The sequence below is a fragment of the Paraburkholderia sp. PGU19 genome, from assembly GCF_013426915.1.
Taxonomy (GTDB): Bacteria; Pseudomonadota; Gammaproteobacteria; order Burkholderiales; family Burkholderiaceae; genus Paraburkholderia.
On the sequence record NZ_AP023181.1, the window covers coordinates 620211 to 634188 of the forward strand.

The window sequence follows — 13978 nt, forward strand, 5'->3', positions numbered from 1 at the left end:
GTGCGTGCAACGGGGAATGGAATTGCACTTAGCCGACAGCGGACGGTCGGCTAAGTGGAGGTGATGAAGGATTACGGGTCAGTGCAACAGGTCAGAGACCCAGTTCGCTCAACCCTGGATGATCGTCGGGGCGACGGCCGAGCGGCCAATGGAACTTGCGATCGCTTTCCTTGATCGGCAGGTCGTTGATGCTTGCGTGACGATGGTGCATCAGGCCATCGGGGCCGAATTCCCAGTTTTCGTTACCGTATGAGCGGAACCAGTTGCCAGCATCGTCGCGCCACTCGTAAGCGAAGCGAACTGCGATGCGATTGTCCGTGAAGGCCCATAGCTCCTTGATCAGACGGTACTCGAATTCCTTGCTCCATTTGCGTTCGAGAAAGGCGCGCGCTTCTTCGCGACCTTGCACGAATTCGGCTCTGTTGCGCCACCATGTGTCGGTGGAATAGACCAAGGCGACTTTTGCGGCATCGCGTGAGTTCCAGCCGTCTTCGGCCTGGCGTACTTTCTGTGCGGCGGTTTCGCGCGTAAACGGAGGCAGCGGCGGACGGACTTCGGTAGTGCTCGACATCGACTTCTCTCTTTGTGAATAGTGACGGTGTGGGTCATTATTCGCAAATGCGAGGTGTTGTCATGTCGGGAAGTGCGGGGTTTTTTGGATTTGCACGGCGGCTATTTCGAGGTTCGGTATGTGTGTGGCGGTGTGAGGCGTTGAATGCGCTCAAGCCGACGTTTCCCCCACCGTTTGACGCAACAACCCCGCCGCGATGTCCGCGACGCGCGCCACATGCGCGGTCGCTGCATCGCGGGCGCGTTGCGCGTCGCGGGCACGAAGCGCATCGAGTATGCGGTTCATTTCCTGCACGGCCTGGCGCCCGCGATCGTCGGAAGCAATCGTCATCGCACGCAGGCGGTTGATGCGCGCATTCAGCGTCTGCACGATCTCCCATGCGACCTTCTTGCCGCCGCCATGAAACATCTGTTCGTAGAACATCGTCGTCAATTCGCGCACGGTCTGATGCTCATGTCGCTCGAACGCCTGCTGAATGCTCGCAATGCAATCCGCAAGCCGCGTGAACACCGCTTCGTCAGCGCGCAGCGCGCATGCCATTGCAGCATCGCCTTCCAGCAACGCGCGAATCTCGTAGATTTCGGCAGCCGTATCCGAATCGAGCAGCGCGACGATCGGCCCCTGGTTCGGGATCGAATCGACGAGTCCTTCCGTCTCCAGGTGCCGCAACACTTCGCGCACCACCGTCCGGCTCACACCCAGTTCCTCGCACAACGAACGCTCGACGAGCCGCTCGCCCGGATGAAAATGCGCCTCCAGTATGGCCGTGCGCATTTTCTCCAGCGCGAGTTCGCGCAACGTCGTCGTGCGACGTTCGACTTTCAGCGAAGGCAGCGCGTCACTCATGGCTGTGCTCACGCCTGGGCAAAGAGACGCACGTCGCGCGTGTCCCAATCGACGAGCGCCTGCGTGCCAATCGACAACCCGCTGTCATGCCGATGCCCCGCCGGCATGCGAATCGAGATCTCCTGCTGCCACGGCGTCGCGACCGCGTAGTGCATGGCGTCGCCGAGATACGTGATGTCGCGCACGGTGACGGGCAAGCCTGTCGTGCCGCTCGCGTCGCGCAGTGACTGAATGCGCATCTGCTCGGGCCGCACCATCAGCGTGCCGTCGTCGCCTGCCGTGAGCGCCGGATTGAAACTGCCGGACGCGACTTCATGGCCGTTCGGAAATACGCCGTTCATGCGACCATCGCTGTGCGACGTCACGCGCACCGGCAGGAAATTCGAATTGCCGATAAAGCTCGCGACGAAACGCGACGCAGGGTTCGAATAGAGTTCCTCGCCCGTGCCGACCTGCTCGATACGCCCCTTGTTGAACACGGCAATCCGGTCCGACAGACGCAGCGCCTCTTCCTGATCGTGCGTCACATAGAGAATCGTGACGCCCGTCTCCTGATGGATACGGCGCAATTCAAGCTGGATTTCTTCGCGCAGCTTTTTATCGAGTGCCGACAGCGGCTCGTCCATCAACAGCACAGGCGGATCATAGGCCAGCGCGCGTGCAATCGCGACGCGCTGCTGCTGGCCGCCCGACAGTTGCGCGGGCATCCGGTCGCGGCACTCGGACAGATGCACGAGTTTGAGCATCTGCTCGACCTTCGTCTTCACTTCCGCGTCCGGACGGCGGCGAACCCGCAACGGAAACGCGATGTTCTCGCCCACCGTCAGATGCGGAAACAGCGTATAGCGTTGAAACACCATGCCAATATTGCGCTTGTTCGGCGCGACGGACAGCAGCGGCTTGCCGTCGAGCAGCACGCGCCCTTCGCTCGGCTCCTGGAAGCCCGCGACGATATACAGCGTCGTGCTCTTGCCCGAGCCCGACGGTCCGAGGAACGTCATGAACTCGCCCTTGCGCACGTCGAGGGAAACCTGGTCGATAGCGACGACGTCGTCGTAAGTCTTGCGCAGGCGCTGGATTTGCAGGAATGCAGTCATGTCGTTCACCTTGGTTATCGCGCGCGGCGCAGCACGGCGCCCGCAAGCATCAATACAGCAGTCAAGCCGACCAGCAGCGAAGACGCCGCCGCGACGACGGGCGTCAAGTCCTGCCGCAGCGTCGCCCAGATACGCACGGGCAGTGTCTGCAACGTGGGGCTCGCCATGAAGATCGACACCACCACTTCGTCCCACGACGCGAGGAACGAGAAGATCGCCGCAGCGAAAATGCCAAGCCGGATCGCGGGCAATGTCACGCGCAATTTCACTTCGAGCGGCGACGCGCCGCAGATCAGCGCGGCATCCTCGAGCGCCGTGTCGAAGCTCGCGAGCGAGTTGCTGATCGATATGATCGAGAACGGCAGCGCGATGATCAGATGGCCGATCACGAAACCCGTCATCGTGCCGTTCAGGCCGATGCGCAGGAAGAATGCATACAACGCGACGGCCAGCACAACGACGGGCAACACCATCGGCGTCAGAAAAAACGCCTGCACGGCATTGCGTCCGCGAAACTTGCCGCGCACCAGCGCCAGCGACGCGAGAAAACCGATCACTACCGAGAGCACCGTTACGATCACCGCGAGCTTCGCGCTCGTCAGCAACGAGTCGATCCAGCCGGCGTCGGTGAAAAGCTGTCGATACCACTCCAGCGTCCAGCCAGGCGGCGGAAAGATCAGCCATTGCGAATCACCGAACGACAACGCGACGATGAATACGATCGGCAGCAAGAGAAAGAGCGCAACGGCAGCGCCGACAGCGAGCAATGCCCAGCGCAGCGCGCCCAAGCGATCGAAATCGAGCAGCATTATCGGCCTCCCAGACTTGCGCGCGCACTGCCAGTGAAGCGCAGTTGTAGCGCATACAGGGCGAGCGTCACGGCGAGCAACACAAAAGCGGCTGCGCCAGCAAGCCCCCAGTTCAGCAGTTGCTGCACCAGTTGCGCGATGAGTTCAGCGAGCATCATGTACGACGCGCCGCCGAGCAACGCAGGCGTGACGAAGTAACCGAGCGCCATCACGAACACCATCAACGCACCTGACGCGACGCCGGGCATTGCCAGCGGCACCAGCACGCGCCAGAACGCCTGCCACCGGCTCGCGCCGCAGATCGCCGCCGCGCGCAGCGTCGACGGATCGATGCCGCGTAATGTTGCATGCAGCGGCATCACGAGAAACGGCAACATGATGTACGTCATGCCGATGGTCACGCCGATCAGGTTGTTCACGAGCGTCAGCGGCTCGCTGATGATTCCGAGCGCCATCAGCATCCGGTTGATCGGCCCCGTCTGTTGCAGCAGCACCATCCACGCGAAAGTACGCGCCAGCAGGTTGGTCCACATCGACAGCAGCAGGATCGCGAAGAACACCGCACTTAGCTTGCGCGACGCAATGGCGAGCAGCCACGCGGTCGGGAAACCGATCGCGAGCGTCGCTAGCGTCACGACCGTCGCGACCAGAAACGTGTTGCCGAACACGCGCAGATAGTCCGTCGAGCCGACCAGTTGCCCATAGTTATGCAAACCCGGCGACGGCTCCAGCACGCTGCGCAACAGCAGCGACAGCACGGGCAGCAGAAAGAAGATCACGAGCAGCAGCAGCGCGGGTATCAGCAGGCGAACGCTGCGCCAGTCGCGCCGCCGGCGCGCGGCCGTCGCGGGCGGATGCGCGACGGTACTCAGGACATTAGGCATGGTGTCTCCCATCCACTCCGATAACGATTGCGACGCTGTCGTGCAACACGCTTACTTGGACTGCCATGCGTACCAGCGCTTCGCAATCGCGTCGCGATTCTCGGCCCAGTACTTCATGTCGAGATTGATCTGCGAGTTCTTGTACTGGTCCGGCAGCGTCTTCGCGATGGCGGGCGACATCAACGCGGCAGACTTCACGTTGATAGGCGCATAACCCGTATCCGTTGCGAACTTTGCCTGTGCTTGCGGGCTCGTTGCGGCAGCGAGGTACTTCATCGCTTCCGCCTTGTGCTTCGCACCCTTCGGGATCACGAGCATGTCAGCCGCCGTCAGGTTCTGGTTCCATGAAATGCCGACGGGCACGCCCGTCTGTTCGAGCGCGTGCAGGCGCCCGTTCCAGAACATGCCGATAGGCGCTTCGCCCGATGCGAGCAACTGCTGCGATTGCGCGCCGCCGCTCCACCAGACGATGTCGCCCTTGATCGTATCGAGCTTCTTGAACGCGCGGTCGAGGTCGAGCGGATAGAGCTTGTTCGGCGCCACGCCATCGGCGAGCAGCGCGATTTCGAGCACGCCGGGCGCCGACCATTTGTAGAGCGTGCGCTTGCCGGGGAATTTCTTCGTATCGAACAGATCGGCCCAGGTGGATGGCTGTGCGTCCTTGTACTTCGCCTTGTTGTAGCCGAGGACGAACGAGTAGTAGAAGCTGCCCACAGCCGCCGGCGTAGCGAAACGCGGGTCCAGCTCATCCTTCTTCACGACCGAGTAGTCGATTGGCTCGATCAGACCGGCCTGTTGCGCCGCATACGCAAAATCCCCTTCGACGTCGACGACATCCCAGTTCACGTTGCCGCTGTCGACCATCGCCTTGAGCTTGCCATAGTCGGTCGGGCCATCCATCAGCACGTTGATGCCCGTCGCCTGCGTGAACGGCGCCGCCCAGTTCTTCTGCTGCGACGATTGCGTGGTGCCGCCCCAACTCGTGAACACAATCGGGTCCGCGGCGAGGGCCGGCGTTGCCGCGAGCGTCGCCGCGCAAAGCGCGATCAGCGGCGCGAAATACGTGGTGCTTCTGCTGCTCATGTCTGTCTCCAGGGAATATGTCTTGTGTCGATGCGATGGGATTCGTACAGCGGGCGGCCCGTCGAAATGCTCTCTCAGGCCAGCGGCGAAAAACGCGCTGGCTTCATGATCTTGTTTTCCATCTCTTCCATCAGCGCCTGAATCTTCGGCGCAAAGGCCTGCCATGCCGGGTCTTCGGCGAGCGCCGCGCGGCGGCGTTCGCGTTCGTCGAGGCTCGGATAGGCCCAGATATGCACGATCTGATTCTGCGGACCGATCTCCGAAAAAAAATAGCCGATCAGTTCTCCCAGATAACGCTTCTGCAACGCGATGCCTTCTTCTTCGACCAGCTTCAGATAGGCAGGCACCGCGCCCGTCCTGATTCGATACGTGCGGATTTCGTAGAACATGCGGGCTCCTGTTTCAGCGCATCACGAACGGATCGGCGATCGGCTCATCCGACGTGCGAATCCACACGGATTTCGTGCGCGTGTATTCGAGCACCGCTTCGAGCCCGCCTTCACGTCCGAGGCCGCTCAAACCATAGCCGCCGAACGGCACGATAGGCGACACCGCGCGATACGTGTTGACCCACACGATGCCCGCGAGCAGCGCACGCGTGAGCCGATGCGCGCGCGTCAGATCGCGCGTGAAGACGCCGGATGCGAGGCCATAGCGTGTGTCATTCGCGAGCGCAATCGCGTCGGCTTCCGTATCGAACGTGACGACGCTCAGCACCGGTCCGAACAGTTCTTCCATCACGCTCGGCACCTGCGCATTCGGGCAATCGACGATGGTCGGCAAGAAGTAATTGCCCTTGCCCACGCCGTCCGGCTGCTTGCCGCCCGTCACGACGCGCCCGCCTGCTTCGACACTTGCGCGCAGCACGTTCTCGATATGCTCGAGTTGACGGCGCGTCGCCAGCGGCCCCATTTCGGTCGCCATGTCCTGCGGATTGCCGATGCGGATCGTTTGCGCTTTGGCGATGAGACGTTCGAGAAGCGCATCGTGAATGCCGCGCTGCACGACCAGTCGCGAACCGGCCACACAGCTTTGCCCCGTCGCAGCGAAGATGCCCGCGATCACGGCGTTGCATGCGCTGTCGAGATCGGCGTCGTCGAATACGAGCACGGGTGATTTACCGCCGAGTTCCAGCGACATCGCCGCGAGGTTCTCCGCCGAATTGCGCACCACGTGCCGCGCCGTTTCAGGTCCGCCCGTGAAGGCGATGCGCGAGACGAGCGGATGGCTCGTCAGCGTGCGTCCGCAATCGTTTCCAAAGCCCGTCACGATGTTGACGACCCCCTTCGGAAAGCCCGCTTCCTGCACGAGCCGCGCAAATTCGAGCAAAGGCGCGGGACCTTCTTCCGATGCCTTGAGAACGATCGTGCAGCCCGCCGCGAGCGCCGGCCCCACTTTGACTGCCGACAGAAACAGTTGCGAATTCCACGGCACGATGCCCGCGACAACGCCGACAGGTTCACGCCGCAGCGTCACTTCCATATCGGCTTTATCGACGGGCAGCCACGCGCCCTGGATCTTGTCGGCGACGCCCGCGTAATAGCGGTAATACTCGGCGACGTATCCAATCTGGCTGCGCGTCTCGCGGATGATCTTGCCCGTGTCCTGCGTTTCGAGTTCGGCAAGACGCGGCGCATGTTGCGCGACGAGATCGGCGAGTTTGTACAGCAGTTTGCCGCGCGCGCTCGCCGTCAGGTTTGCCCACGCCGGATCATTCAATGCGCGATGCGCGGCGCGCACCGCACGGTCGACATCGTCCGCGCTCGCGGCGGGCATCTGCGCCCAGACGTCACCCGTCGATGGGTCGATGCTGTCGAAATGCTCGCGCGCCGCTTCGAAAGCACCGTCGATGTATTGCAGGAACCGCTGGACCATGTCAGCCACTCCGTTGTCTGTTAGCGCGTGACGTCAGCGGGTTGCAAATGCCGGCATCACGTCGGAAATGAACAGTTCCAGCGACTTGCGCTTGCGCTCGAAACTCATATGGCTGTCGAGCCAGAAGCTGTACTGGTCATAGCCGAGTTCCTCATAGCCCTTGAGCCGCGCGATCACCTGCTTCGGCTCACCGATCACGAGGTTCTTGCGAATCGACTCGGACGAGTACTGCGGGAACATTGCGACGTCGGCATCCGTCAACGGCTCGATAAAGCCTTGTTCAATGGGCCGTTCGTTCTTGAACCATTTGCTGAAGTAGCGATAGAACGTCGCGAGATCTTCGACGGCCTCATCCACTTCCGCTGCATTTGCACCGACAAACGTATGCATCAGCATCATCACCTGCGGACGCGGCACCTCGGGATGCGCAGCGCACGCAGCGTTGAAGCGCTCCATCAGGCTCACGACTTCGGCATCGCCCGAAGCCAGTGACGTCACCTGCACGTTGCAGCCGTTCGCCACTGCGAACGCGTGCGAGTTCGGATCGCGCGCGGCGAGCCACATGGGAGGATGCGGTTGTTGAATCGGGCGCGGCACGGGCGTCGTTTTGGGCCACGACCAGAACTCGCCCTGATGCTCGTAATCGCCGTTGAAGAGCTTGCGCAACGCGGGCACCAGTTCGCGCATCCGTGCGCCGGCGCTCATTGCATCGAGGCCGGGCAACAGGCGCTCGTATTCGAACGAATACGCGCCGCGTGCGATGCCGAGATCGAGCCGGCCATTGCTCGCTACGTCGACCATGCCTGCTTCACCCGCCAGGCGAATCGGATGCCAGAACGGCGCGATCACCGTGCCCGTGCCCAGACGAATCCGCTCCGTCTTCGCCGCGAGGTATGACAGATTGACGAACGGGTTCGGCGCGATCGTGAATTCCATCGCGTGATGCTCGCCGATCCACGCGGTTTCGAAACCGCCGCGCTCGGCCAGTTGCACGAGTTCGGTCATCTGATCGAACAGTTCGCGGTGCGACGTCGTGTCGTCGTATCGCTCCATGTGCAGGAAGAGTGAAAATTTCATGGTATTGGGTCTCCTGTCGACGTGAGTTAGCGCTTTAGCGCTTACTCACGTCCCATGCAAAGCCTTCATTGAGCCAGCGCGAGCGTCTGCACAGTGCCCGCTTCCGTGTCGCCGACATAGATGCCGAAGGCGTCCTCGCTGCGTTCGCGTACATAGCGTTCGAGCATCGAGCGCACGGCGTCGTCGTGCAATTCATCCCACGGAATCTGCGCCAACGGCACGATGCGGATCGTGCTGTCCATCCACGCTGCGCCGCTGTCGATCACGCGGCCGCGATAATAGACTTGCACACTCGGTGCCTGACCGCTGCCCGATTCGAATACGGCGAACAGAAAGTCAAGATGCGCTTCGAGGCCGAGTTTCGCCAGCACGCCGCGCAGGCTGGCAGCATCGCTTGCGGGTTCGAGTTTGTTGCCAGTCGGCAGTTGCAAACCTTTGGGCGTATCGAGCAGCACGATGCCATCGCGATGTTCGAGAATCGCGCCGACTTGCGCGCGCGGCCCGGCCGCTGCGAGTGCGTCCTGCGACAGGCTGAAGTTCACATACGCGCCCCGGCAATAGCCGAGCGGCGACGAGCTGGTATGAAGAAAATCGACCACACGTCCGATCAATATGATGTGATCGCCTGCATCGACTACATCGTGCGTCGTGCAATCGAAACACGCGGCCGCGTTGTCGACCACGGGCGCACCTGTTGCGCGCGCACTCCACGCGACCTGTGCAAATTTGTCGGCGGCCTTCGATGCGAACACGCCCGACACCGCTTTCTGGTCTTCGGCCAGCACGCTCACAGCGAACTGACGCGCTTCTGAAAACACCTGATAACTCGATGCCGTCTTCGCGATGCAGACGAGGATCAGCGGCGGATCAAGCGACACCGACGTGAACGAATTTGCCGTGAAGCCGCGCGGCGAGCCGTCGGGCTGGATCGTCGTGACGACCGTCACACCCGTCACGAACGCGCCGAGCGCGCGGCGAAAATCGGCGATGTCGAAAGGCAGTTCGTTGACGGCATCAGTCATGGCGTTCTCCAGAGATCGATCCGTGCAGCGCGTTCGCTGCCGTCGCGGCGCCCTGCGCCGAGGCTTCCGTCAGAAACGCGAGCAGCCGTTCGTTGACGCGCGCCGGATCGGTGACGTTCATCATGTGACGTTCATTGGCGATGATTTCCGCGCGGCCGAATGGTGCGGCCTCCGCCATCGCGCTCGACATCGACGGGCTCGAGTTCGGATCGCATTCGCCCGTGAGAAACAGCGCGGGCACCGCGAGTTCTGCAAGGCGGCCAACGTGCGCATCGTCCGAACTCGCGAAGAGCCGGTACGTGCGCGCATAGCCGACGGGATCGACCGACAACAACAGATCGCGCACGGCTTGGGCCGATTGCGTCAGATGCACGGGAATCGGATCGCCGAACCAGCGTGACAGCGTGGCGTCCACGCCGGTCGCGGCGGGATTGTCGGCGGGTGTGTCGCCGAGCATCGCGGCGCGCGTCATCACGGCTTCACGCTGTGCTGGCGTGCGGTCGTACACCGCGTTCAGTGCGACGACGCTCAGCGTGCGTTGCGGATGCGCAAGCGCGAATTCGAGTGCGACGAGCGCGCCCATCGAATGCCCGACCACATGTGCCCGCTCGATCTGCATCGCGTCGAGCAGCGTTTCGAGTTGCGCCGCGTATTCGTCGAGCGTCGGCGCGGGCGTCGGCAGGGCGCTATTGCCATGGCCGAGCATGTCGTACACGACCACCTGATACGCCGCCGTCAACGCATCGATCTGCGGCGCCCACACACTCTGGTTCATGCCGACGCCGTGGACCAGCACCACCGTCTCGGGTGCATCCGCCGACTGCGGCGCGTAGACGCTGTAGCTCGTGCCCGCGGCCTCGCCACGCGACACGGCGTGCCCGGAGACATGCTCACGCTTCATTGGACTCGAGCTCCTTCAGGTCCTGATAGCGGTCGCCGATCCGATGATGCGGACGGCCGCCAATCGATGCGCCGAGCGCGATTACCAGTTCATCGGGTGCGGGTGCATCGACGATCGAAAACTGCACCGTCAGATAGTGCGAACGCATGCCTTCGTCGTGCTTGTGCATCAACGGAATGGCGATCGGGCAGTTCGGACCGCCGCGCAGATTCGTGAAGCTCAGATAGCTCTTCGCGCCGACGGCCTTGCGGTAGTAGTTGCCGAAACGCAGCGTGTGGATCAGCGCGGACGCATGCTCGATCTCGCCCGACGTACCGACGATCGCCGCCTTGCCATACCCTTCGATCGCATCGCCCGAACCGGCGACGCGCAGCATTTCGGCCGTCAGCATTTCGCCGAGTTGAGGTGCCAGGCCGTGAATTTCCGGCTTCAGATCCTCGACGAAGCCGCGTCCAGCCCACGGGTTGCGCAGCACGGCCGCCGCGCCGATCAGTTTCAGCGGCCGGGCCGCAGCCTTGCCCCCTTCGATAAATGTCTCTTCGACGTAAGTGACCAGCTTGCGCACTTCCAGCTTCATATCGTTTCTCCTGACGGGGCCTAGGCCATGAATGTCGTTGATTGAGATTATGGTATTCCATCTTATGGTCCGCACCAATGACCAAAGTATTATGGAATACCATGATACGAACGAAGCGATTTCAGGCACGCTTTCGGCGTGGCACTAAGCTTGTGCGACGCAGCAAACGGATGGAAAGATGCAAAAAGAAAAGCCGCCGGGGATGCCGGCGGCCTTGGACACAGCGGAAGCAACGAAGCAGATCAGGCGTTATCGGTCGACTCGCCTTGCTGCGCAAGCGCGTTCAGCGCGAGTTCCGCAGTGCGCCTGATATGCGCAAACGACGCCGCCGACGCCGCATCGCCATCGCGCCGCTCGATAGCGTCGAGCAGCTTGTTCATCTCGCGATTCGATTCACCACCGCGCCCCGGCACCGCGATGGTCAGCGCACGCAGCCGGTTGATGCGCGCGTTCAGCGTCTTCACGACCGTCAGCGACACATGTTTTTGCGCGCCTTCGAACATCGCCTCATAGAAGCGTTCGGTGTAATCGAGCACACGCGGCAGATCCTCTTTCTCGAAGGCGTCCTCGATCGTCTTGCGGATGTCGCGCAGTTGCTGCACGAGTTCGGGCGTCGACTGTTCGGCGCAGGCGCGTGCCGCGTTGGCTTCGAGCAGACCGCGCAGCTCGTAGATTTCGCCGACCTGCGCCGGGTCCAGTCGCGCAACGATCGGTCCCTGCCGCGCGACGATCTCGACGAGCCCTTCCGTCTCCAGGTGCCGCAGCACTTCGCGCACCACCGTCCGGCTCACGCCCAGTTCATCGCACAGCGTGCGCTCTACGAGCCGCGCGCCCGGCCGGAAATAGCCTTGCACGATTGCGCCGCGCAGCTTGTCGAGCGTGAGTTCGCGCAGTGTCTTTGCGTTGCGGTCGATTCTGAGGTCTGACATAGGCAGCAGTAAGGAAATGGACGAAGGCCCAACTTGCCTCGCGAAAAGCGAACGCTGAAGCTGGAATGCCATATTATCGTCCATCTTGCCGCGTTGACGGCTGGATGAAAGTCGGCGGCTATCCGCCCAGGCGCCTGGGGCGCCTCTAGATCAGGATCACGTGATCGCTGAGCTGGACGCAATTGCGCCCGCCGCGCTTCGCGCTATACAGCGCTTCGTCGGCATCTCTCGCCAGTTGCTCGATGGTTGCGTCGCTCGCGGCCATGCATGCGACACCGATACTGCATGTATAGCCGGGCAGCGTCGCGTCGTCTTTCCGCGCGATGTGCTGGCGGATACGCTCCGCGTGGTCCCTCGCCTCGTCGGGACGCACGCGCGGCAATAGCACCGCGAACTCCTCGCCGCCCCAGCGCGCGACATGCCCCGGCGCCGGCAACATGTCAGCGACGCGCTTCGCGAAGTCAATCAGGATGCGATCGCCCGTGGCGTGCCCATACGTGTCGTTCACCTGCTTGAAGTGGTCGAGATCGATCAGCAGCAGCGACAGCAATCCGCCCGTACGCATCGTCTTCTCGCGTTCCTGCTGATGCGCGCCAAGAAACGCGCGACGATTCAGCAGCCCCGTCAGCGGGTCCATGAACGACTGCTGTTCGAGCTGATTGCGCAGCCTGTCCATCGCGACGAACAACAAGCCGACTGTCACCGTGAGCGACATCAACGCGCTCGTGATCAGATAGATCTTCTGGATGAGGTCGGGAGCGAACAGGCCCGTGCTCGCCCAGGCCGGTACGAACATCGAGATGCCGCGCGCTGCCGTCGTGACCGTCTGCACCAGTTGCATCGAGCCGACGTAGAGCGCCGTGTTGCTGCCTTCGCCGAAACGCAGCATGGTGAGGCTGTTCAGTCCGAACGTCGCCGTCAGGATCGCGGACATGCACAGCGTGCGTCCCGCCACGGAAGGATGTACCCACGTCATCCAGCTCATCGCGATCACGCCGATCACGAGCAGCAGCGCGATGAAGCGCCTCGACGGACGCAGCCCGTAGAACATCTGGCTGCCGATCAGCCACAGCCCTGTGCCGAGACTCAGGCCGACATTGGCGACGACAATCGAAAGCCAGTCGCCGATGCCGCCGCGCAACGCAAGCAATATCGCCGACAACGATACGACCAGCGCACCCGAAGCCCAATGCCCGACGCCGCGAATGTTCGCCGGAAACCCGCGCCCCAGCGAGAACATGACGAGCGCCATCAAGCCGGGCATGACTGACGACATCAGAATGACGGTGCGAAGATCGAAGGCTGGCATACGGCTCCGGAGGCGGGCTCGCGACATGAAAATCATCCGTTTTCATGTGCGCTTGCGGGACAGCCTCGCAATATACCTCAGCCCGCGCCGCCGTCACTCGAGCAGCTTCAGCACGGTCTGCGGCATCGAGTTGGCCTGCGCCAGCACCGAGATGCCCGCCTGCTGCAGCACTTGTGCCTTCGACAGATTCGCCGTTTCCGTCGCGAAGTCCGCGTCGGTGATCTGCGAACGCGCGGAACTCATGTTCGTTGCCTGCGTGTTCGTCGTCGAGATGGCAGCCTGAAACGTGTTCTGCGTCGCGCCGAGCGTTGCCTGGAAGGTGTTGACGCTCGTGAGAACGCTATCGATCGTGCTCATCGCAGCCTGAGCGCCCGATGCCGACGAGACCGACAGGCCGCTGATGCCGAGGTTGCCTGCATCCCATTTCTGCGAGCCGAAGTCGGCCGTGATCTGCTGGTTGTCGAATGCGCCGATCTGGAAGTTGATCGTACCGACACCGTTCAGAACGGACTGGCCGTTGAACGTGGTCTGTTGCGCGACGCGCGTGATTTCCGTCAAGCGGGTCGACACTTCCGACTGCAGGTTCGCCAGCGCGTTCGAGTCGAGCGAGCCGTCGCCCGCTTCCACTGCGAGCTGGCGAATACGCTGCAGATTACTGACGATCGATTGCAGCGCGCCGTTCGTCGTCTGCACCATCGAAATGCCGTTGTTCGCATTCGCAGCCCCTTGCGTCAGTGCATTGATCGACGCCGTTTGCGTCGTCGAAATCGCGAGACCGGCCGCGTCGTCGGCGGCGGTGTTCACGCGCTTGCCCGACGACAGACGGTTGATCGCCTGCGAGAGCGCGCTTTGCGAGCCCGACAGGTTGTTCTGCGCCGTCAGCGACATGATGTTGGTGTTGATGTTCAGCATTCGCTTCCCCGTTCCTCAATAACTTCCATTAAAGACCTTTGCATCGCCAGCCTGTCAATGCCCTCATTCGCGGCGCTGCTTCTTTT

The 13978-nt window shown here is 62.2% G+C and carries 15 protein-coding genes; all 15 read right to left on the reverse strand.

The genetic code is table 11. From position 1 onward, the window contains the following. Positions 1 to 91: 91 nt before the first annotated feature. Positions 92 to 571 carry a DUF1348 family protein gene (locus H1204_RS32655; RefSeq protein ID WP_180734655.1) on the reverse strand — a complete coding sequence of 160 codons (480 nt, stop codon included), beginning with the start codon at positions 569 to 571 and terminating at the stop codon, positions 92 to 94. A 150-nt stretch (positions 572 to 721) separates the two neighbouring features. Then, positions 722 to 1417 carry a GntR family transcriptional regulator gene (locus H1204_RS32660; protein ID WP_180734656.1) on the reverse strand — a complete coding sequence of 232 codons (696 nt, stop codon included), beginning with the start codon at positions 1415 to 1417 and terminating at the stop codon, positions 722 to 724. An 8-nt stretch (positions 1418 to 1425) separates the two neighbouring features. Next, positions 1426 to 2514: an ABC transporter ATP-binding protein gene (locus tag H1204_RS32665; RefSeq protein WP_180734657.1), complete on the reverse strand. Its 1089-nt coding sequence runs from the start codon at positions 2512 to 2514 to the stop codon at positions 1426 to 1428. A gap of 14 nt (positions 2515 to 2528) precedes the next feature. Next, positions 2529 to 3323, reverse strand: coding sequence for an ABC transporter permease (locus H1204_RS32670; protein WP_180734658.1), 795 nt, complete (start codon positions 3321 to 3323; stop codon positions 2529 to 2531). Then, a complete protein-coding gene (locus H1204_RS32675; protein WP_180734659.1) occupies positions 3323 to 4207 on the reverse strand; it encodes an ABC transporter permease in 885 nt (294 codons plus the stop codon). Before H1204_RS32675 ends, H1204_RS32670 begins: the two co-directional genes overlap by 1 nt. Before the next feature lie 51 nt (positions 4208 to 4258). Next, complete coding sequence (locus H1204_RS32680) at positions 4259 to 5290, reverse strand: ABC transporter substrate-binding protein (protein WP_180734660.1); 1032 nt, start codon at positions 5288 to 5290, stop codon at positions 4259 to 4261. A 74-nt stretch (positions 5291 to 5364) separates the two neighbouring features. Next, the gene (locus tag H1204_RS32685; RefSeq protein WP_007576848.1) at positions 5365 to 5679 is read right to left on the reverse strand and encodes an NIPSNAP family protein; all 315 of its coding nucleotides are present in this window, start codon (positions 5677 to 5679) and stop codon (positions 5365 to 5367) included. A 13-nt stretch (positions 5680 to 5692) separates the two neighbouring features. Beyond that, a complete protein-coding gene (locus H1204_RS32690; RefSeq protein WP_180734661.1) occupies positions 5693 to 7165 on the reverse strand; it encodes an aldehyde dehydrogenase in 1473 nt (490 codons plus the stop codon). 33 nt (positions 7166 to 7198) lie between these two features. Beyond that, positions 7199 to 8242: an LLM class flavin-dependent oxidoreductase gene (locus H1204_RS32695; protein ID WP_180734662.1), complete on the reverse strand. Its 1044-nt coding sequence runs from the start codon at positions 8240 to 8242 to the stop codon at positions 7199 to 7201. Positions 8243 to 8307: 65 nt separating this feature from the next. Beyond that, positions 8308 to 9264: a flavin reductase family protein gene (locus tag H1204_RS32700; protein ID WP_180734663.1), complete on the reverse strand. Its 957-nt coding sequence runs from the start codon at positions 9262 to 9264 to the stop codon at positions 8308 to 8310. Continuing rightward, the gene (locus H1204_RS32705) at positions 9257 to 10165 is read right to left on the reverse strand and encodes an alpha/beta fold hydrolase (protein ID WP_180734664.1); all 909 of its coding nucleotides are present in this window, start codon (positions 10163 to 10165) and stop codon (positions 9257 to 9259) included. Before H1204_RS32705 ends, H1204_RS32700 begins: the two co-directional genes overlap by 8 nt. Beyond that, entirely contained in the window at positions 10155 to 10742 is a 588-nt protein-coding gene (locus tag H1204_RS32710; protein WP_007576843.1) for an amino acid synthesis family protein, read from the reverse strand. Before H1204_RS32710 ends, H1204_RS32705 begins: the two co-directional genes overlap by 11 nt. 242 nt (positions 10743 to 10984) lie before the next feature. Then, a complete protein-coding gene (locus tag H1204_RS32715) occupies positions 10985 to 11671 on the reverse strand; it encodes a GntR family transcriptional regulator (protein WP_180734665.1) in 687 nt (228 codons plus the stop codon). A 145-nt stretch (positions 11672 to 11816) separates the two neighbouring features. Continuing rightward, entirely contained in the window at positions 11817 to 12980 is a 1164-nt protein-coding gene (locus H1204_RS32720; RefSeq protein WP_180734666.1) for a diguanylate cyclase, read from the reverse strand. Between the two features lie 93 nt (positions 12981 to 13073). Beyond that, positions 13074 to 13892 (reverse strand): flagellin domain-containing protein, encoded by an 819-nt coding sequence (locus H1204_RS32725; protein WP_180734667.1) that lies wholly within the window; start codon positions 13890 to 13892, stop codon positions 13074 to 13076. Positions 13893 to 13978 lie beyond the last annotated feature (86 nt).

What these genes read in the sequence shown, in the direction of transcription:
- H1204_RS32655 (WP_180734655.1), bottom strand. Translation starts at nt 571, where the DNA reads ATGTCGAGCACTACCGAAGTCCGTCCGCCGCTGCCTCCGTTTACGCGC.
- H1204_RS32660 (WP_180734656.1), bottom strand. Translation starts at nt 1,417, where the DNA reads ATGAGTGACGCGCTGCCTTCGCTGAAAGTCGAACGTCGCACGACGACG.
- H1204_RS32665 (WP_180734657.1), bottom strand. Translation starts at nt 2,514, where the DNA reads ATGACTGCATTCCTGCAAATCCAGCGCCTGCGCAAGACTTACGACGAC.
- H1204_RS32670 (WP_180734658.1), bottom strand. Translation starts at nt 3,323, where the DNA reads ATGCTGCTCGATTTCGATCGCTTGGGCGCGCTGCGCTGGGCATTGCTC.
- H1204_RS32675 (WP_180734659.1), bottom strand. Translation starts at nt 4,207, where the DNA reads ATGCCTAATGTCCTGAGTACCGTCGCGCATCCGCCCGCGACGGCCGCG.
- H1204_RS32680 (WP_180734660.1), bottom strand. Translation starts at nt 5,290, where the DNA reads ATGAGCAGCAGAAGCACCACGTATTTCGCGCCGCTGATCGCGCTTTGC.
- H1204_RS32685 (WP_007576848.1), bottom strand. Translation starts at nt 5,679, where the DNA reads ATGTTCTACGAAATCCGCACGTATCGAATCAGGACGGGCGCGGTGCCT.
- H1204_RS32690 (WP_180734661.1), bottom strand. Translation starts at nt 7,165, where the DNA reads ATGGTCCAGCGGTTCCTGCAATACATCGACGGTGCTTTCGAAGCGGCG.
- H1204_RS32695 (WP_180734662.1), bottom strand. Translation starts at nt 8,242, where the DNA reads ATGAAATTTTCACTCTTCCTGCACATGGAGCGATACGACGACACGACG.
- H1204_RS32700 (WP_180734663.1), bottom strand. Translation starts at nt 9,264, where the DNA reads ATGACTGATGCCGTCAACGAACTGCCTTTCGACATCGCCGATTTTCGC.
- H1204_RS32705 (WP_180734664.1), bottom strand. Translation starts at nt 10,165, where the DNA reads ATGAAGCGTGAGCATGTCTCCGGGCACGCCGTGTCGCGTGGCGAGGCC.
- H1204_RS32710 (WP_007576843.1), bottom strand. Translation starts at nt 10,742, where the DNA reads ATGAAGCTGGAAGTGCGCAAGCTGGTCACTTACGTCGAAGAGACATTT.
- H1204_RS32715 (WP_180734665.1), bottom strand. Translation starts at nt 11,671, where the DNA reads ATGTCAGACCTCAGAATCGACCGCAACGCAAAGACACTGCGCGAACTC.
- H1204_RS32720 (WP_180734666.1), bottom strand. Translation starts at nt 12,980, where the DNA reads ATGCCAGCCTTCGATCTTCGCACCGTCATTCTGATGTCGTCAGTCATG.
- H1204_RS32725 (WP_180734667.1), bottom strand. Translation starts at nt 13,892, where the DNA reads ATGCTGAACATCAACACCAACATCATGTCGCTGACGGCGCAGAACAAC.